Origin of the sequence: Microvirga arabica (assembly GCF_016811235.1) — a bacterium.
Classification (GTDB): domain Bacteria; phylum Pseudomonadota; class Alphaproteobacteria; order Rhizobiales; family Beijerinckiaceae; genus Microvirga; species Microvirga arabica.
Genome location: NZ_JAFBID010000054.1, coordinates 25,503 through 43,363 on the forward strand (window position 1 = coordinate 25,503; position 17,861 = coordinate 43,363).

Annotated in this window: 21 protein-coding genes; 10 read left to right on the forward strand and 11 right to left on the reverse strand. The window is 64.9% G+C overall.

All coding sequences use genetic code 11. The annotated features are described in order from the left end of the window. Positions 1-32: 32 nt before the first annotated feature. Positions 33-269: a hypothetical protein gene (locus tag JQC81_RS22055; protein WP_203273947.1), complete on the forward strand. Its 237-nt coding sequence runs from the start codon at positions 33-35 to the stop codon at positions 267-269. 27 nt (positions 270-296) lie between these two features. On the opposite strand, the gene JQC81_RS22060 is transcribed toward JQC81_RS22055, so the two are convergent. The 3 genes from JQC81_RS22060 to JQC81_RS22070 all read right to left on the reverse strand — a co-directional run bounded on the left by JQC81_RS22060 (position 297) and on the right by JQC81_RS22070 (position 3,546). Further along, entirely contained in the window at positions 297-1,787 is a 1,491-nt protein-coding gene (locus JQC81_RS22060; RefSeq protein WP_203273949.1) for a TrkH family potassium uptake protein, read from the reverse strand. A 6-nt stretch (positions 1,788-1,793) separates the two neighbouring features. Next, positions 1,794-3,179 carry a Trk system potassium transporter TrkA gene (gene trkA / locus JQC81_RS22065; RefSeq protein ID WP_203273951.1) on the reverse strand — a complete coding sequence of 462 codons (1,386 nt, stop codon included), beginning with the start codon at positions 3,177-3,179 and terminating at the stop codon, positions 1,794-1,796. A 220-nt stretch (positions 3,180-3,399) separates the two neighbouring features. Next, positions 3,400-3,546 carry a hypothetical protein gene (locus JQC81_RS22070; RefSeq protein WP_203273953.1) on the reverse strand — a complete coding sequence of 49 codons (147 nt, stop codon included), beginning with the start codon at positions 3,544-3,546 and terminating at the stop codon, positions 3,400-3,402. Positions 3,547-4,109: 563 nt separating this feature from the next. Here JQC81_RS22070 and JQC81_RS22075 point away from each other — a divergent pair. The 6 genes from JQC81_RS22075 to JQC81_RS22100 all read left to right on the forward strand — a co-directional run bounded on the left by JQC81_RS22075 (position 4,110) and on the right by JQC81_RS22100 (position 6,503). Then, on the forward strand, positions 4,110-4,319 hold the full coding sequence (locus JQC81_RS22075) for a cold-shock protein (RefSeq protein ID WP_036357668.1): 210 nt from the start codon (positions 4,110-4,112) through the stop codon (positions 4,317-4,319). A gap of 107 nt (positions 4,320-4,426) precedes the next feature. Continuing rightward, the gene (locus JQC81_RS22080; RefSeq protein WP_203273955.1) at positions 4,427-4,627 is read left to right on the forward strand and encodes a hypothetical protein; all 201 of its coding nucleotides are present in this window, start codon (positions 4,427-4,429) and stop codon (positions 4,625-4,627) included. 45 nt (positions 4,628-4,672) lie between these two features. Next, entirely contained in the window at positions 4,673-5,041 is a 369-nt protein-coding gene (locus JQC81_RS22085) for a DUF6481 family protein (RefSeq protein WP_312887567.1), read from the forward strand. Positions 5,042-5,057: 16 nt separating this feature from the next. Then, positions 5,058-5,252, forward strand: coding sequence for a hypothetical protein (locus JQC81_RS22090; RefSeq protein ID WP_203273959.1), 195 nt, complete (start codon positions 5,058-5,060; stop codon positions 5,250-5,252). 89 nt (positions 5,253-5,341) lie between these two features. Beyond that, a complete protein-coding gene (rpsU, locus tag JQC81_RS22095) occupies positions 5,342-5,641 on the forward strand; it encodes a 30S ribosomal protein S21 (protein ID WP_203273961.1) in 300 nt (99 codons plus the stop codon). Between the two features lie 142 nt (positions 5,642-5,783). Continuing rightward, entirely contained in the window at positions 5,784-6,503 is a 720-nt protein-coding gene (locus JQC81_RS22100; protein WP_203273963.1) for a lysophospholipid acyltransferase family protein, read from the forward strand. Positions 6,504-6,516: 13 nt separating this feature from the next. Here the strand turns inward: JQC81_RS22100 and JQC81_RS22105 are convergent, their stop codons facing one another. From JQC81_RS22105 to JQC81_RS22120, 4 genes are all read right to left on the reverse strand, one after another. Then, positions 6,517-8,790 carry a bifunctional diguanylate cyclase/phosphodiesterase gene (locus JQC81_RS22105; RefSeq protein WP_203273965.1) on the reverse strand — a complete coding sequence of 758 codons (2,274 nt, stop codon included), beginning with the start codon at positions 8,788-8,790 and terminating at the stop codon, positions 6,517-6,519. 165 nt (positions 8,791-8,955) lie between these two features. Then, on the reverse strand, positions 8,956-12,342 hold the full coding sequence (locus JQC81_RS22110; RefSeq protein WP_203273967.1) for an ATP-binding response regulator: 3,387 nt from the start codon (positions 12,340-12,342) through the stop codon (positions 8,956-8,958). Between the two features lie 267 nt (positions 12,343-12,609). Next, positions 12,610-12,858: a DUF6894 family protein gene (locus JQC81_RS22115; protein WP_203273969.1), complete on the reverse strand. Its 249-nt coding sequence runs from the start codon at positions 12,856-12,858 to the stop codon at positions 12,610-12,612. 127 nt (positions 12,859-12,985) lie between these two features. Next, complete coding sequence (locus JQC81_RS22120; protein WP_203273971.1) at positions 12,986-13,123, reverse strand: hypothetical protein; 138 nt, start codon at positions 13,121-13,123, stop codon at positions 12,986-12,988. Between the two features lie 319 nt (positions 13,124-13,442). On the opposite strand from JQC81_RS22120, the gene JQC81_RS22125 reads away from it, so the two are divergent. Continuing rightward, positions 13,443-13,733, forward strand: a complete 291-nt coding sequence (locus tag JQC81_RS22125) for a hypothetical protein (protein WP_246520589.1) — start codon at positions 13,443-13,445, stop codon at positions 13,731-13,733. Between the two features lie 11 nt (positions 13,734-13,744). Here JQC81_RS22125 and JQC81_RS22130 read toward each other — a convergent pair whose 3' ends face one another. Continuing rightward, a complete protein-coding gene (locus JQC81_RS22130; protein WP_203273975.1) occupies positions 13,745-13,978 on the reverse strand; it encodes a hypothetical protein in 234 nt (77 codons plus the stop codon). Positions 13,979-14,181: 203 nt separating this feature from the next. On the opposite strand from JQC81_RS22130, the gene JQC81_RS22135 reads away from it, so the two are divergent. Further along, the gene (locus JQC81_RS22135; RefSeq protein WP_203273977.1) at positions 14,182-14,409 is read left to right on the forward strand and encodes a DUF6894 family protein; all 228 of its coding nucleotides are present in this window, start codon (positions 14,182-14,184) and stop codon (positions 14,407-14,409) included. Positions 14,410-14,425: 16 nt separating this feature from the next. On the opposite strand, the gene JQC81_RS22140 is transcribed toward JQC81_RS22135, so the two are convergent. From JQC81_RS22140 to JQC81_RS22150, 3 genes are read right to left on the reverse strand one after another with little or no spacing between them, the layout of a single operon-like run. Further along, positions 14,426-15,514, reverse strand: coding sequence for a sensor histidine kinase (locus JQC81_RS22140; RefSeq protein ID WP_203273979.1), 1,089 nt, complete (start codon positions 15,512-15,514; stop codon positions 14,426-14,428). Continuing rightward, positions 15,511-17,013: an ATPase domain-containing protein gene (locus tag JQC81_RS22145; protein ID WP_203273981.1), complete on the reverse strand. Its 1,503-nt coding sequence runs from the start codon at positions 17,011-17,013 to the stop codon at positions 15,511-15,513. Before JQC81_RS22145 ends, JQC81_RS22140 begins: the two co-directional genes overlap by 4 nt. Further along, entirely contained in the window at positions 17,003-17,353 is a 351-nt protein-coding gene (locus JQC81_RS22150; RefSeq protein WP_203273982.1) for a HigA family addiction module antitoxin, read from the reverse strand. Before JQC81_RS22150 ends, JQC81_RS22145 begins: the two co-directional genes overlap by 11 nt. A 267-nt stretch (positions 17,354-17,620) precedes the next feature. Between JQC81_RS22150 and JQC81_RS33960 the strand changes: the two genes are divergently transcribed. Further along, complete coding sequence (locus JQC81_RS33960; RefSeq protein ID WP_312887568.1) at positions 17,621-17,860, forward strand: NepR family anti-sigma factor; 240 nt, start codon at positions 17,621-17,623, stop codon at positions 17,858-17,860. Position 17,861: the final 1 nt, after the last annotated feature.

Consider the following 17,861-nt stretch of genomic DNA (forward strand, 5'->3'; position numbering starts at 1 on the left):
GCCAAGAAGCCGTCCCTGGAGGAGTTCGCCCCATGCCCAAAAGCATGCAGGATGGTCAACAGCCCGAGGCTCTGCGCTCCCTGAAATCGGCCGCGAAGGCGGGCAGCCAGAAGCCTGACGGTCAAGGTCTTAAAGCGCGCGGCGATACCGCGCCCGTTTCGGCCTCTCCCGAGCAGGAGCAGGACGCTGCCGCGAAGGTGCTCCGGGAGGGCGTGAAGAAGAACCCTCGCGGCATGGAAGAGGCGGCCAAGAAGGCTCCCCGGCGCTGATCGCCTGACGCCCCCAAAGAGCCCGCCTTAGCCGCGCCAGAACTGGGGAAAGAACAGGATCAGCACGGTGAACAGCTCAAGCCGGCCCAGGAGCATGCCGAAGCACAGGAGCCACTTGGATGCGTCCGGCAGCGCGGCGAAGTTGCCGGCCGGGCCGATGATCGGCCCGAGGCCCGGCCCGATATTCGACAGGGCCGACACGGCGGCGCTGGCGCTCGTCAGGAAATCCAGATCGAACGCCATCATGGCCACGGTGAGCGCGCTGTAGCAGATGAAGTAGAGCGAGAAGTACACCACCACCGAGCCGATCACGTCGTCCGGCAGCAGCCGGCCCCCATAGACGCGCGGAAACACGCCCCGTGGGTAGAGCAGGCGCAGGAACTGGCTCTGGAGCATGCGGATCATCACCTGGAACCGGAAGATCTTCATCCCGCCGGTGGTCGAACCCGTGCAGCCGCCCACGAACATGAGGCCGAAGAACAGGCCGACCATCAGGTTGCCCCAGAGCGTATAATCGGCCGTGGCATAGCCGGTCGTCGTTACCACGGACACCACGTTGAAGGCGGCCAAGCGCAGGGCATCGGCGAGGCTGTGCCCGGCCACCAGGATCAGCCATGCGGCAACCACCAGGATTAGGGCTGCCAGGAGAAGGGCGAGGAACCGGACCTGGCTGTCACGCATGGCGTCGCGCTGCCCCTGGACCAACCGCAGGTAAAGCACGAACGGCACGGCGCCCGAGAGCATGAACACGGTCGCGATCCAGTGCAGGGCGGCATTGTTCCAGTTCGCCAACGAGACGTCGGACGTGGAGAACCCGGCCGTCGAGACGGTCGTCAGCGCATGGGCGACGGCATCGAACGGCGTCATCGCCACCAGCCAATAGGCCAACGCGCAGGCCACCGTGAGGGCCGCGTAGATCAGCACGATGCCCGTTGCGATCTCGCGTACGCGCGGCATCACCTTCTCGGACCGGTCGGAGGATTCCGTGCGGAACAGCTGCATGCCGCCGACGCCGAGCGCAGGCAGGATCGAGATGGCCACACCGATGATGCCGATGCCGCCCAGCCATTGCAGAAGCGCCCGCCACAGGAGAATGCCCCGTGGAGCGTCGTCGAGGCCGACGATCACCGTGGCGCCGGTCGTCGTCAGGCCGGAGACGGATTCGAAGAACGCGTTGGTGAAGTGGTCCCTGAGCTGGGCGTAATCGGAGATGTAGAGGGGAATGGCTCCGAACAGGGCGATGGTCGTCCATGCGACGGGCGTGAGGAGGAAGGCCTGGCGCAGGGTCAGCCCGCCGGACAGCCGGCAACGGGTCGCATAGGTCAATGCGGCCGCGCAGATGAAGGTGATGCCGCTGCCGATGAGAAAGGCTCTCCAGTCCGGGTCGCCCGTGAACGCGTCCACGCCTGCGGGCAGCAGCATGGCGGCCGCAAGCGCGAAGAGCATGCGGCCCGTCAGGTGGAAGACCGGGCGGATATAGGGCGGAGCCCATACGCCTGAGTACGATCTCTCACGCATGACGCGCTAGTGTCCCGTTGTGGTGGATGGGCCGGCCAGGATCGCCTCGGCCTTGCGCAGGGCCCGATAGGACACCACGGCGATGATGCTGTCGCCGGCATGCACCCGGGTCGAGCTGGTCGGAATGATCACCTCGCCGTTGCGGACGATGGCTCCGATCAGCATGCCGTCCGGCATGCCGACATCCCGCAGGGTGCCCTTCACCAGTCGCGAGCCCTCCTGGGCGGTGGCCTGGATCACCTCGCCGAAATCTTCCCGCAGGGTGTAAAGCGCCGAGATCGAGCGGTGGCGCACATGGCGCAGAATGGTCGAGATGGTGATGGCGCTCGGGCTCACCACCGCATCGATTCCGAGCGCCGGCAGCACGTGCTCGTAGGAAGTCTTGTTCACCAGGGTGATGGCCCGGGTGCAGCCCTCGCGCTTGGCGAGAACCGACGCGAAGATGTTGGTCTCGTCATCGTTGGTCACGGCGATGATCGTCTCGGCGCTCTGGACATTGGCCTCGAGCAGCACCTCCTTGTCGAGCGCATCGCCCTGGATCACCACGGCGGAATCGCGGAGCTCGCGGGAGATGTACTCGGCCCGCTCTCGCGAATGCTCGACCATCTTGAGCGAGACGTAAGGGGCATGGCGGGCGATCCGGGTCGCCAGGTTGAGGCCGACATTGCCGCCGCCGACGATGACGATGCGGCGGGCGACCTGCTCCTCGTGGCCGAGATACGCCATGACCTGATCCACGCGCGCCGTCTCGGTGATGACGTAGACGTCGTCGCCCTGCTGCACCTGATCCTCGGCCCGCGGCACGAAGGCTTGGCCGTTGCGCACGATGACGCCGACGACGATGCCGGAGCCGCCCGACATGGAGAGCTCCTTCATCCGCCGCCCAACCAGGGAGCATCCGCCCGTATTGCAATGGACCCCGAGGAGGTGAACCCGGCCGTCGGCCAGCGGCACGGTGTCGAAGGCGCCGGGTGTCTTGAGACGCCGGACGATCCCGTTGGCGACCTCCACCTCGGGCGAGATGATCACGTCGATGGGCAACTGATCGGACGCATAGAGACCCTGCCAGATCGGCTCCAGGTAGCCATGATGGCGGACACGGGCAATGCGCCGGCGGACGTTGAACAGGGAATAGGCGACCTGGCAGGCCACCATGTTGACCTCGTCGGAGCGGGTCACGGCGATGAGCATGTCCGCATCCTGCGCGCCCGCCCGCTTGAGAACCTCGGGGTGAGCCGCGTGACCGACCATCCCGCGAACGTCGTAGCTCTCGTCCGCCCGCCTGGCCTGTTCGGGTGACAGATCCACCACCGTCACATCGATGCCCTCGGAGGCGAGGTGGCGGGCGATGGTCGAGCCGACCTGTCCGGCACCACAGACGATTACTCTCACGGCAGCGTCACTCCCCGGATACGCTAGAGCCTCGGACCCAAAAGCGGATTCCACTTTTGCGATGCATCCGATGCTCAATCTTTTAAGCAGCGCATCGTGCGGCCCCAGGGGCCGCACGATGCGCTTGGTTTCGGGGTAATGTAGGGCACAGGCCCGTGGAAGGCACGGACCTGGCTTTTAAGGGGCTACGGGCGGCCCGTTTGCGCCCGAGAGCGGGTCGTCAGCCGATCATCTCGAGGACGATCTGGCGGATCTCCTCCCGGGAGAGGCCGGACGATTGCGGCTTCGGGGCGGACTTCGCCTGCGAAGGAGCCTTGGGATGCTGGTGGGACTTCTTGGAATTCTGAGCTTGAATGGCAGTCAACATGATAAACCTGTGGCCGCATGGGGCATGGCCCGGACGGCTTCTTGTGGGAGTGAAACGGCCGGCGCAGCGCACCGACAGGAAAAATCGCCCCGAAAGGGCTGATTGTAACAAACGATGGGAACGGTAAGCGGGCTCGGCGGCTCGATCACGAGCTAGGGAGAGCAGGCCGAACATCTCGGTTGGATACAACATACATGGGGCATTCCCCGCCTGATGGCAAGATAAAACTTTCAGGAAGCGGATAAATCGGCTCGCTTGAGGAAAGTAAAACCAGGGGCCAAGCCGCGATTATTGCGTGATTTTTCCAGAAAACTGGCCCGCTTCGAAGAACAATGCTCATCCCGGGATCGGCATTTTCTCAAAATGGCGTCTTGTATTTGGGGTGGGAGAGCCCTACATCAGGATCATCGACCTTTGGCCGGACAATCGGGCCGTTACGCCTTGGCATGCCAGGCGCACGTTCAGACACTCTTCCAAACTTCGACGAACCCGAGCTTGAGGGCGCGCTTCCGCACGCCTCCAAGCTCACGTGCACTAATGCATAAACTCCAAGGAATACTGCCATGATGACAGGCACCGTTAAGTTCTACAACGATCAAAAAGGCTTCGGCTTCATCCAGCCGGACAACGGCGAGAAGGACGTGTTCGTTCACGCCACCGCTCTCGAGCGCGCCGGCATCCGCGGCCTTCGCGAAGGCCAGAAGGTCTCCTTCGACACCGCCGAGGATCGCCGTTCCGGCAAGGTTGCCGTCAACAACATCCAGACGGCCTAATGATGACGGGCGCCTCATACAGCGCCTGAATGACGAAGCCGCTCCCCCGTGGGGCGGCTTCTGCTTTTTGCAACGCCATCTTTGATGGCGAAACCGGCGAGGACGCGATGAACACCTTTCGAAAAGCCTCAGTTGCGAAATCCGTGATGTTCGTGGTCGATTACGCCGACGCCCGCAGGGCGTATCTCTGGGTCGACAATCCCGGAAAGGCGAGCGATCCCCGTGCGGTCGGGATCATCGCGCGCGCCCAGCAGGAGCAGGGCACTCTTCCCGGCGGCGACATCGCCAGCATCCGGCGCGTCCGGTAATCGGCCTTCAGGTCGACGAGGCAACACATAGGAACAATGAGCGGAATGAAGCATCAGGATCTCGGCGAACGGCTCAATGCGGCCAAGAACGCGAAGCAGGCCATGGCGGACAAGTTTCGGCAACGTCCGGGACATGACGACCCGGCGGTTGCGGAGCGGCGGGCTGCCCGGGCCTCAGTGAGCGCCGCGCGCGATGCGAGAGCCGCCGAGCGCGAGGCCAAGCGCCTTGCCGATGATGCCCGCATGGCGGCCGAGCGCGAAGCTCGCGCGGCCGAACAGGCCGAGCAGGACAAGTTGCAGGCGGAGCAGAATGAGCGGCTGGCGGCCGAGAAGGCTGCCGATGACGCAAGGCTCGAAGTCGAGCGCAAGGCGGCGCGCGATGCCCGCTATGCGGCCCGCAAGGCCCGCAAGTAAAAGAGGAACCCAAGCGATGACTCACAAGTTCAAAGTTCGGCAGATGGTTCGGCTGGCGCAGCCGGGGTTTTCCGATACCCGGATGAATTCCGGCAACGTCTATGAGGTCGTGCGGCTCATGCCGGCCGACCAGACCGGCGAAGTGTCATATCGCATCAAGTCGGGCATGACCGAGAAGGCCGTCCGCGAGGGCGAAATCCGGAGCGCTTGAGGCCACTGCGTCTCAATCTCTTCGCCGATCCGATCCGCCAGGTGCAGGCCTGAGCGAAGCAACACACCAATTGATAGAGAGGACATCCATTGCAGGTTCTGGTACGCGACAACAATGTCGATCAAGCCCTCAGGGTTCTCAAGAAGAAGATGCAGCGCGAAGGCATCTTCCGCGAAATGAAGGCGCGGAAGGCCTATGAGAAACCCTCCGAGCGAAAGACCCGCGAGAAGGCCGAGGCCGTGCGGCGCAACCGCAAGGCCGCCCGCAAGCAGGCCATCCGGGAAGGGCTGATCGCAGCTCCCAAGCCGAAGCCCCGTCCCGGCGCCGCCGGCGCCCGCCGTCCGGTTGCGGCTCCGACCGCTGCGCCTCGCGCCGAGGCTGCAGAGTAAGGCCTGACAACAGGGCTTTCTATCGGTCTTGCAGGCGGCGCATGTGATCATGCGCCGCTTCGTTTTTTGTTGCTTGTGAACCGGCATCGCGGCAGAGCGTGATGCGCCTCGAACGCTGATTCATCCAAAGCATTTCATCATCATGCAGTTTCTCCGCTCCAAACTCTTCGATGTCTATCTGGCCCTCTGGACCGGCCTCTTCGCGCCCGTTCTCGCCGTGCTGTGGCTGTGCGGCTCGCCTGAGCGCGGCGTGCGTCTCGCCTCGCGGCTGTGGGCGCGGGGCATCCTGGCCGGCCTGAAGCGTATCGTCGGCCTGACTTATGCGGAGCGCGGCCTTCACAACATTCCCGACGAGCCCTGCCTGATCGTCGCCAATCATCAGTCGACCTGGGAGACCCTGGCGTTCCTGGCGCTCTTTCCGGATGTGGCCATCGTCGCCAAACAGGAGCTTTTGACCATCCCGGTCTTCTCGTGGTTCCTGCGCAACTCTCCGATGATCTTGATCGACCGCGAGAGCGGCTCGAAGGCCGTTCGGAAGATGGTGGACGAGAGCCGCGCCGCCTTGGCTCAAGGGCGCTCCGTGCTGATCTTTCCGGAGGGCACGCGCAAATCCGTCTCCGAGCCCATCGCGTTCAAGCGCGGCGTCGAGCTTCTCTACGCGAAGCTCGACCGGGTGGTTCTTCCCGTGGCCTTGAACTCGGGACACTTCTGGGGTGTGGACCGGCCCGTCAAGCGGGGAGGGACCATCTCGGTCTCCTACCTCGATCCCATCGAGCCGGGCCTGCCCGGCAATGAGTTCACCCGAAGGGCCGAGCAGTTGCTCGAGGCGGAGAGGCAGCATTCCTGGCCGCAGGCGGCCTAAATCGAGTGCAGCTTCAGGCGACGGCCCTGGCAGTCTGCTGAGGGTTTTGAATGTCGGCCATGAAAGCCGCCAGGGCTTCGCGAGGCATGGGCTTGGCGATCAGGTAGCCTTGAGCCTGCGAGGCGCCGGCGACGCGCAGAGCGTTGAGCTGGTCCTGCGTTTCGACGCCTTCGGCCGTCGTGCTCATCTTCAGGTCGTTGGCGAGCCCGATCGTGGCCTTGATAATCGCGCGGCTGCCCGAGGATTCGATCATGCTGCGCACGAAGGACTGGTCGATCTTGATCTTGTCGAACGGGAAGCTCCTGAGATAGCTCATCGACGCATAGCCGGTGCCGAAATCGTCGAGCGAGATTCCAACGCCCAGCGTCTTGAGCCGCCTGAGCGCGGCGGTGGCTTCCTCGGTGAGCTTGACGGATTCCGTGATCTCCAGGACGAGGCGGTGGGCCGGCAGGCCGGAGAGGTTCAGAGCCTTCGTCACGCTCGCGAAAACATCCCGGCGCTTGAACTGCACCGGCGAGAGATTGACGGCAACCTTCAACAGAGGGCCCCACGTCATGGCCGTCGCGCAGGCCTCTTCCAGGATCCAGTCGCCGATGGGCGCGATGAGCCCCGACTCCTCGGCGGTCGGGATGAATTGCAGGGGCGGGATCATTCCCTTCGTGGCGTGCTTCCAGCGCACCAGGGCCTCGCAGCCCCACATCCGGTTCGTCGCGAGATCGAGGATCGGCTGGTAGAACAGCTCGAACTCCCGGTTGTCGAGAGCGCTCTTCAGGGCTCCTTCGATCGCGCGGCGTTCCGCGCGGGAATCCTGGATGTTCGGGTCGTAGAACCGGTAGCTGCTGTCGGTGTCGGACTTGGCCGCAAAGAGCGCCACGTCGGCCGCCCGCATGAGCTCGGTCGCGGTCTTGCCGTCGGAGGAGGCGATCGCAACTCCGATGGAAAGCCCCACGTCGATCTCCGTGCTGCCGGCCGTGCAGGGCGTCTTCATGGCGGCCTGGATGGCCGCGACGAAGTCCTTGACCTGCTGCCGGTCCCTGACGGGTCGTTGAATGATGGCGAACTCGTCGCCGCCGATGCGCGCGATGAAATCGCTCTTGCGGGAACGCTCGCGCAGGCGCCGCGCCACGATCTGAATGATCTCGTCGCCCGCGCTGTGGCCATGATTGTCGTTGATGTCCTTGAAGCGGTTGAGATCGAGAAGGTGCAGCGCAAAGTCGGTGCCGGTGCGTTGCGAGGCAAGATAGGTGCGCTTCAGCTCCTCGATGAAGAACGGCCTGTTGGGAAGCCTCGTCAGCACATCGTGACGCGACAGGTAGCTCTCGCTCGCGGCCCTCAGGATACCGGTTCTCACATGCCTCAAGCCCATGAGGCTCGCTGTATCGACCGCAACGCCCATGAGATAGGCGATGAGCCCGATCACGCGCGCCTCCAAGCGCTGCCCGGCCATGAGCTCTGCCACGGTGCGGCTCACCGCGATGCCGCCGGGCTGATTGGCCAGCGGGTGCAGGGCGAACAGCCGCTCCTGCCGGTCGATCCAGCTCACGTCGCGAATGAGCGTCGGGCTGTTCTTTGCGATCATCCGCTGCAGCGGCGTGTCGGGCTTCCAGATCTTGCGGCCGAGCGCGCGCTCCGAGTTCGGAATGTGCGCCAGAACCACGCCGTCGCGCCGGTAGAACGTGACGGCCGACGAGGGCTTGCGCAGATGCTTCTTGAAGAGCGTCTCGAAGTGACTGAGATCGATGGTGGAGACCACGATGCCGAGGAGATTGCCTTCGGTGTCGTTGATCCGGCGCGCGAGCGACAGAACCTTCTTGCCCGTGGTGCGGATCCGCATCGGCTCGCTCAGGTAAGAGGTGAGCGACGGATCCGTCGTGAAGGCCTGATAATAGGATGCGCCCGTCAGATAAATGGGATCGGACATCGGGCGCGGGTTCGAGGTGCCGACGAGCTTGCCCCGGGCATTGACGAGATCGATGCGCACGAACTGGGGCAGGGAGCAGGAGGCGCCGACCAGAACGGCCTTCGTCGCCTGCGAGCCGGCGAAGCCGTCGAACTCCGTTGCCCGGAGGCTCGCCTGCGGAATGCGCTCGACCAGGTCGCGCAGAACGCCTTCGATGGATTGCAGGATGCCGTCCGTGCGCTCCTGAAGGGTGAGCGCGAGGTTTGCCAGATCGCCTTCGGCGCGCGCGAGATCGTCGGTGTAGCCCCGCACCAGCAGAAGCACGGCGCCGACAATCACGGCCGTCGCGAGCACGACGCTGAGGGTTATGATCAGTGAGGCGGGCACAATGGTTTCGATGAGGCCTGGGAGCGACGATCCCCGCCACCTTCCGCCCGCAGGTGTGGTTATTCCGTTAACTTCTGCCCGAATGCCGCCCGCATGAAGAAAAAAATCAAAGGCTGATCCTCGGCTTCACGTCGGAAAGCACCGGGAACGGACTCTGGAGGCCTGTCACCTCTCCTTTGGGTGGAGCACGCGCGCAACTGCAGTGCCGAGCTCGCTGACCGTGAAGGGCTTGCGCAGAACAGGGCCCGATCCATCGGGCACACCCTCGGCATAGCCGCTGATCAGAAGGCTTCTTAAAGTCGGTGTGATCCGGCGCAGCTGCGCGATCATCTCTCCGCCTGTCATGCCCGGCATGGCGTAGTCGACGAGAATGAGATCGAACGGCTTGTCGGCGGATTCCAGACGGTCGAGACCGGAGCGGGCGCTGTCGCCTTCGACAACGTCGTATCCAAGCTCCGCCAGCATGGCGGCCGTCGCCACCCGGACCTGGGCATCGTCGTCGATGACCAGAACACGGGCTTTGCCCGCGGGCATGGCCGGCTCCGCGGATTCCTGCGCGTCCTCGTGCAACACGCCGGCGGCGGCTTTCGGCAGGTACAGGTCGACCGTCGTGCCCTGGCCCGGTTCGCTGGCGATGTGCATGTCGCCCCCGATCTGCTTGATCATGCCGTAGACCTGCGCCAGCCCGAGGCCTGTTCCCTGTCCCGGTCCCTTGGTGGTGAAGAACGGCTCGGTCGCCCGCATCAGAACCTCCGCGCTCATGCCCTGGCCCGTATCCTGGACCCGGATGCGCACGGCATCCGTGTTCAGGGTCAGCATCTTGGGCCGCTGCGGATCGTCGGCCGCGATGTTCTCCGTCTGGAGAACCATCTGGCCGCCGTCCGGCATGGCATCGCGTGCGTTCACCGCGAGATTGAGCACGGCAAGCTCGATCTGGTTGGGATCGGCCATGGCGGGCCATAGATCTTTCCCGAGCAGCGTGTTGACGCCGATGCGGCCGCCCAGGGTGCGGTGCATGAGGTCCGCCATGTTGGACAGAACTCCGTTCACGTCTGTTGGACGCACCTCGAGGCGCTGCTTGCGGGAGAAGGCCAGAAGCTGCTCGGTCAGCCGCGCCCCGCGCTGGGCGGCCTGCATGGCATTGTGCAGGAGACGCAGGGACCGTTCGTCGCCGGCGAGGCGTCTTTCCATCAGATCGAGGGAGCCGATGACGGCTGCCAGCAGGTTGTTGAAATCGTGCGCCACCCCGCCGGTCAGATGCCCGATGGCATCCATCTTGCGGGCTTGGGCCGCCTGCTCGTCGGCCTCGCGCCGCAGGCGCGCCAGCTCCAGGTTCGTGCGCACCCGCGCCTGCAATTCACGTGCCGCGAACGGCTTGACCAGGTAGTCGTCGGCGCCGGCCTCAAGCCCCTCGACGCTGGCCTCTTCTCCGGCCCGGGCGGACAGCATGATGATCGGAAGCGTGCGCAGCCTGGGCTCGTCCCGTATGCGCTGAACGAGCTGGAACCCGTCCATGACCGGCATCATCACGTCGGTGACGAGAAGATCGGCCCCGTTTTCGAGAAGCTCGTCCAGGGCCGCGGCGCCGTCCGGCACGGCCACGACATCGTGCGTCCCGTCGAGAAGCCGCGTGATGTAGGCCCTCATGTCCGCATTGTCGTCGGCAACGAGCACGCGCGCCTTCGTGCTGCTTGGGCTGACGGCGCTGCGCTGCGGCAGCCGGACCACGTTGGCCGGCAAGGGGGCAGGGGGGTCGGGCAGCCAGCGAAGGGCTTCCTCCACGAAGGCATCGGCTCCGATCCGCGTAGAGGCCGGCTCGCCTGCGGCGTCGACCTGTTCGGGCGGAAGATGCGCGCACCCTTGCGGGATCGTGACCGTGAAGGTTGTGCCTTGGTCCACCGTGCTGTCGACGCCAACCGTTCCGCCGTGCAGCATCACGAGCTCGCGCACGAGCGCCAGGCCGATCCCGGAGCCCTCGTGGGTTCGGCTTCTGGCGCCGTCCACCCGCTGGAAGCGGTCGAAGATGCGCTCCCGGCTGTCCGGTGGAATGCCCACGCCGGTATCGCTGACGGAGAGCCTGATCGATCCATCGACCTCCGCCAGCCGCACCGAAATCTGCCCCTCGAAGGTGTATTTGAGGGCATTGGAGAGCAGGTTGAGAACAACCTTCTCCCACATGTCATGATCCACGTAAGCCGGCGCGGACAGGGGCGGGCATTCGACCTTGAACGCCAGCCCGGCCCGCTCGACGGCGGACCGGAACGTGCTCGCCAGATCGACCGTAAGGCGCGACAGGTCCGTCGCGCGGAACGCGGCCTCGATCCGGCCTGCCTCGGCCCGGGAGAAGTCGAGCAGGGTGTTCACCAGCCGGAGCAGGCGAAGGGCGTTGCGATGAACGACCTGCACTTCGGCGCGGGCGTCACCGGACAGATCGGCCTGCCGCAGGAGGTCCTCCAGCGGCCCGAGCATCAGGGTGAGCGGCGTGCGGAACTCGTGGCTAACATTGGAGAAGAACCGGGTCTTGGCCCGGTCGAGCTCCGCCAGCGCGTCGGCGCGGCGCCGCTCCTCCTCGTGCGCCCTGGCATTGCGGACCAGAGTGGAGACCTGCCCGCTCAGGAGGCTGAAGAACGAGCGATAGCCCTCGTCGAGGGCACGGCTGGGACTGACGCCCGCAACCAGCACACCAAGCTCTTCGCCGGCTCCGCCGGAGATCGGCATCGCCAGCGCAGTGGTCACGGGGTCGGCCCAGAGCCCTCCCGTGATCGATATCTCGGGCTCGACCCGGCATTCGACCGTGCGGCCCGTGAGGACCTGCGCCACGGGCCAGGGCTCCATGGTATCGGCCGGAAGGATCGCCGGAGCGCCGGGATTGCGGTCGTCCAGGCCGGCGGAGCCCAGGAGGGTCAGGGCCCCGCCCTTGCCGCGCAGGTAGATCAGGGCGAACGGCACCTCGAGGGAGCCGCGCGAGAGCGCCGCCGCGATGTCCTGGGAGGTCGCCTCCAGGCTGCGGATGTCCGCCGCCTGCGTACCCACGTCGCGCAGCAGGGTCAGGCGGCGCTCGCCCACCACCTGGGCGGTCACCTCGCTGCACACGGCCAGCATGCCAACGATGCGGCCCTCGTCGTCCTCGGCCGGGGCATGGGAGACGCTGAACCAGGCCTCTTCGCGGTAGCCGGCCCGCTCCATGAGCAGGGGCAGCGCGGGCGTCCAGTTGGCCGTGCCGGTGGCCATGACCCGCTCGATCATCGGCCCCAGGGTATCCCAGCTCGCCGCCAGGGTGATGCGGATGTCGTTGCCGAGCGCCGCCGGATGCCCGGCGCCGATGAGCTTCGAATAGGCATCGTTGTAGATCTGGGTGAATTCAGGCCCCCAGGTCAGGATCATGGGGTACTGCGACGACAAAAGGGTGCGCACGGTCGAGCGCAGGCTCTGCGACCAGCCCGAGACCGGACCAAGGGGCGTGCGCGACCAGTCGAGCGCGCGGGCCAGGGCACGAACCTCGCCGGGCCCCTGGAAAAGGGTCAAGGCGGCCTGATCGGAGGTGGTGTTCATTCAAGCCCGGCTATCATGTGTGGTGGTGCGCAACCGAACACCTGAAGGGGGCAGGCTTCCCGTTGCCAGGGGTGCAGTTCGTCGAACGCCTCGGCAGGCAAGCTGCCTGAAAGCGATCGATAGCACATCACATATCGCTGCGATTGGGCGTGTCAAATGCGCTGCTTTGCAGCAGCAGCCGGGCTAACCTCGGATCCTTTCACGATCCCGCCGGTGGAGGCCTGTCGCAGCCCTTGAGGGGAGCGCAGATCTCGAACTGAGCACGCCTCAATGGGATTGCTGCGTGAACGGAATGGCCTCCAGAAAGGGGAATTCCAGCACGATCTCGTCCAGGTCGTCCTTCACCTCGATATGCGCCGTGGCCCAGTTGACCGGCTGCTCGAACTCGGTGCTCATCAGGTTCCGGGCCATGGCCTGGGCCACCTCCCAGGCCTGATCCGCATCGCGCAGATCCTGCCCCTCGGGATCGGCCAGCGCATCGCCACCGATATGCACGTTGAAGAAGTAGCGCGGCATGGGTGTCCCTGGAGCTTGAGTGGTCTGAGGCCAATCAGGACGCTTGCGATCGGTTCCGTGCGGTCTCCGGAATTGCCAATTGGTGCAAGGCGTCCTGCCGGTGTTGCTTCTGCGCGTGAGACATTGGCTATTTCTGGGCCACTGTCAGCCTCGACGACCACAATGGCCGGAGAAGCGGTTCGGCCACAACCCCGCCGATCATGGCAAAGGCCATCAGGATAAGGGCGAAACGGCCATAGAGCACAACGCGATTCTTACGGGTCATGAAACCCTCGCCATCGTCCGGCTGGAATCAGATGACCGGATCCTTGTTGTCGATTGTGGCGACAATACTGCTCAGTTGTGGCCGGGATACTGCGCACGGAGCGGGCCGCAGCGTCTTATGTCAGCTCGCAAGGATCGAGACGGCAGCAATGCTACACCAGCACTTAACCATGCGACATCAAACGTACCCCCAATCCTCCCGACCGACAGGTCTCAAGGGGAACGGAGGCTGGCCCGAGCGGTTGGACAATCTCACGGGGCGGCTGGGGAGCAGGTCCTTCAGGTTTTTGTTTCAAGTCATGGCATTGTTCGAGTCAGAATTGTCTTCCGGTCATGTTGCCGACCACCTGATTGCCTTGACCGAAAAGGTCGATGAGATCGCACAGCGCGCCGGTGTGTCGGCTGTTGCCCGGCTGGATCTCGATACGACTTTGGCCGCGTTGCCGTGGCCGAGCCGGCGGCGCCTTGGCCTGGTCCTTGAGAGCGCCCGTGTCGGCACGAACGACAAAGCCGTGCAGGAGGCTGTCGCGATGATGCTCGCTCTGGCGGCCGATGTCTGGGCCCGCACGCCGCCGCCGGTCGAGAGCGGCGACACGGGGTCGCAGGCGTGAGACCGCGCCGCTCACGAGACCCGCGAATAAGCGTCCCGTCCGGCGTCCCAGACCACGATCCGCTCGTCACCCTCCACCATCATGACGCCCGCGGCCTTGCCCTGGCGGGCCGACGCTTCCGCCACGACAACAGCCGCTTCGATGGCCTTCGACCGTTCGTCGAACCGGGCCAGGGTCTCTTTCGCGAGGTGAAGGGTCCAGCCCTCCCCGGACGGGCGGATGATGTAGAGATCCTGCTCGCTCATGGTGGCACTCCCGGATCCTGCCGTGACGGGCAATGAGGAATAACGGACGGCCGGCGTGTTTATTCCCTCGGGGCCTCTCATCATCTCGTTCTATGGCCGAAGGTCCGGCCCCCGCTACATTGTCCGGTCGGATCCCGATCCGCTGATTTCGGAAGGCACGGGGCTCGGGGCGGGCATGCGCCGGCTCAAGCGATGGATGGTTGATGCTCTGCTACTTTCATCTGGTGAACGGTCACGAGATCATCGCGGACGATTCAGGCGTCGAGATCCTCGACCTTGAAAAGGCGCACGAGCTCGCCCTGCAGGCCATCGAGGACATCCGCGCCGAGGCGATCCAGTTCGGCGAAACGTGGCAGGGCTGGCGGCTCGACGTGGTCGATCCATCCGGCAATGTCCTGCTGTCCATCCCGCTGGACCCGACCCTGCACTGATCCAGTCTTTGAAGGTCTAGGCAACCGGAGCGTCGACCGTACAGACGACACCCGTCGGGGCAAATGCGATCTCCACCTGGCCATCGAGATCATTGGCCAGGCTGCGCTCGATGAGGCGGGACCCGAACCCTCGCCGGCGCGGGGGAATGACGGGCGGCCCACCGGCCTCCGTCCAGCGCAGGGTCAGCCGGGGCGGTGCGGTTCCGTTCGTCACGTTCCATGACACCTCGATGGTGCCTGTCTTGTTCGCCAGGGCGCCGTATTTCACGGCATTGGTTGCCAGCTCATGCATCGCCATGGCCAGTGCGAGGGACATGCGCGGCGTCACGCGCACATGCGGCCCCTTGATGCAGAGTCGTTTTTCACCCGAGATCTGATAAGGCTCGAGAGCCTTCTCGATGACTTCGAACAGGTCGGCTCCGTCCCAGCTCTCACGGGTGAGCACGTCGTGCGCCCGGGAAAGGGCGAGAAGCCGTCTCTCCAGCGCATCGCGCGCATCCTCTTTCGTGTCCGCCGTGCGCAGGGTCTGGGTCGAGATGGATTGCACCGTCGCCAGCGTGTTCTTCACCCGGTGGTTCAACTCGTCGATGAGCAGTCGCTGATGTTCGGCGGCACGCTTCTCCTTGTCGAGACCGGCTCTCAGGCGCTCTTCGCCCTGATGCAGGTCTTCGAGCCGCGCACGGGCGTCGTATTGCCGGCGCCGCCCGCGCAGGGCTGATCGCGCGACGCTTACCAGGGTGCCTGGGTGGAACGGACGCTCCAGGAACACCACGTTGCCGAGAACCTCGGAGAGACGCGCCAGGGCCGGATTGCGCTCGATGCCTCCGCCGCGAAGGGTCAGAAGAATGAAGGCGAAATCCGACCAGGGCGGCTGATCCTGCAGCCAGCGGGAGAGATCCTTCAGGTCCGCGTTGCGCAGCGCCTCCTCGGTGACGATGGCAAAGCCCGCGCCCTGCGCGATCTCGCGCACGAGTGCCGACATGTCGGGGCAGGCCTGTGACGTAATTCCGACGCTGCGCAGAAGATCGGCCGCGACTGCCGCATCCCGTCCAAGGGGCGCCAGGATAATCGCGCGTTCCGAATGCGCGTGAAGGATGTCGTTCATACTGCGGGATCTTTGAGCAGCTGCGCGCGGTCGCCGTCGGTGAAGACCGGGGTGCCGCGCAGAATGCCCTGGAAGCCGTTCAGGGGCTCGCCCAGGGCGATGCCCTTGCTGGTAATCCGCATCTCGCGGATGGTGTTCTCGTGTGAGCCGAACCGCTTCTTGATGATCGAGATCGCCCGCCTGACCTGGCCGAACGCTTCGAAGAAACGCAGCAGGACCACGGTGTCGGCAAGGTACGTGACGTCGACGGGGGACTTCATGTCGCCCACGAGGCCGTGCTGTGCCACCGTCAGGAAGGTCGAGACACCCTGCCGATTTAGATACTGCAGCAGCTCGTGGATGTGCAGGGTCAGGAACTCCTCTTCCGGCATGGCGGCCTGATAGCCGTTGAGGCCGTCGATCACCACCGTCTTCACGCCATGGCGGCGGATCTTGGTGCGCACCCGATCGGTGAATTCGCCCGGTGAGAGCTCGGCGGCATCGACCTGCTCGATGAACAGGTTGCCGGAATCGCACAAAGCCACCAAGTCGATGCCGATCAGCTTGCACCGGTCGATCAGCAGACCGAGCTCCTCGTCGAAGATGAACAGGGCCGCCTTCTCGCCACGCTGGGCCGCCGAAACGGCGAACTGCACCGTCAGAAGCGACTTGCCCGTGCCGGCCGGTCCCATCACGAGTGTGCTCGAGCCCTGTTCGATCCCGCCGCCGAGGAGCGCGTCGAGCTCGCCGATGCCGCTCGTGAGCACATTGCGGGCAAAGCCCGTCTTGTGCTCGCCGGAGACGAGGCGCGGAAACACCTGAACGCCTCCCGGTGCGATGATGAAATCATGGTACCCGCCCCGGAACGACTGGCCGCGATATTTGATCACCCGCAGGCGGCGGCGCTCGGCGCCGTAATTGGGCGTCAGCCCCTCCAGGCGGATCACCCCATGGGCGAGGCTGTGGACGGTCTTGTCGTTGGCGTCCGTGGTGAGATCGTCGAGCAGGAGAACCGTTGCGCCCTGGCGCGCGAAGTAGTGCTTCATGGCCAGGACCTGACGGCGGTAGCGCAGGGAGCTCTGCGCCAGAAGGCGAATCTCCGACAGGCTGTCGATCACGATTCGGACCGGCTTCGTCCGGTCGATGGCCGCGAACACTGCCTTGGTGGTTTCGCCGAGTTCGAGATCGGACGAGTAGAGCAGGCTCTGCTGGTGCTCGTCGTCGAGCAGGCTCTCCGGCGGGACGAGTTCATAGACATGAACATGATCGCCGAGGTTCCAGCCATGGGACGCTGCCCCGTCGCGCAACTCCGACTCGGTTTCCGACATGGTGATGTAGAGCCCGGTCTCTCCGGCCTTGGCGCCGTCGAGCAGGAATTGGAGCGCGATGGTGGTCTTGCCGGTGCCGGGGCTGCCCTCCAGCAGGTAGACGTGGCCGGGCGACAAACCTCCGACGAGGATGTCGTCGAGGCCCTCGACCCCGGTCCGCGCTTTCGGAGCGGGTTGAGGTTCAACGGTCATGATAAAGTCCGATCCCGGCCTGCAGGGCGGCCGGAAGTGCGTGGGTCGGGATCAGCCCGAGAATTCCTGTGAGGGCCTGCTCCGCGTGCCAGAGATCGTGCTGCTGCTGCCGATCGAGCCAGAAGCGGGGCGTGGTGCCCGAGAGGCGGGCGAGGCGGGTGGCCATGTCCGGGCTGACTGCCGCCTTGCCGGCTAGGATCCGGTGGAGCGTCTGGCGGGCGATGCGCAACTCCCGGGCGGCCTGGCTGACGGACAGGCCGAGGCCGGGCAGAACCCGATCGCGCAGGATCCATCCCGGGTGGGGCGGAGCCACCGGAAGAGCGTCTCGGGAGCGGGACATGGTCCTGCCTTTGTTATGTCGACTGTAGCGTTATGGGTGACAGGTGGCGAAAGACAAGGACCTTGGCCGATATCCGCCGCAAGTCCAATGGCGCCCGGCTAGGCTTGGATGGAGCCTGAAGTTGCGGTGGGAGTATTCCCGCCGCTCCTGTAGAGATAGGGTTAGCTTAGGTTAATGGCAGTCCTCCTTGGGTCATGTAAGGCAAGGAGGTGTCCTCCGCTCGCAACCAGCGCGCAGAGCATTTTAGCCCTGTCTGGAGAAGCAAGCGTGTCCAAAGACAAACACGACAACGGCACCGATCTGGACGAGCCGAGCTCCCTTGAGAGCCTTCTGAACCCCACGGGCGATCCCGGTCCGGAGCCAAGCCTGCCGCCCCATGTGGCCACCTTCCTGGGCGAGCAGCTCCAGGCCTACTATGCCCAACTGATGAGCGAGCCGGTGCCCGACCGCTTCGTTCAGCTCCTCGCGCAACTGGACGGGAAACAGGGCGGCCAAGATGGCGAGTGAG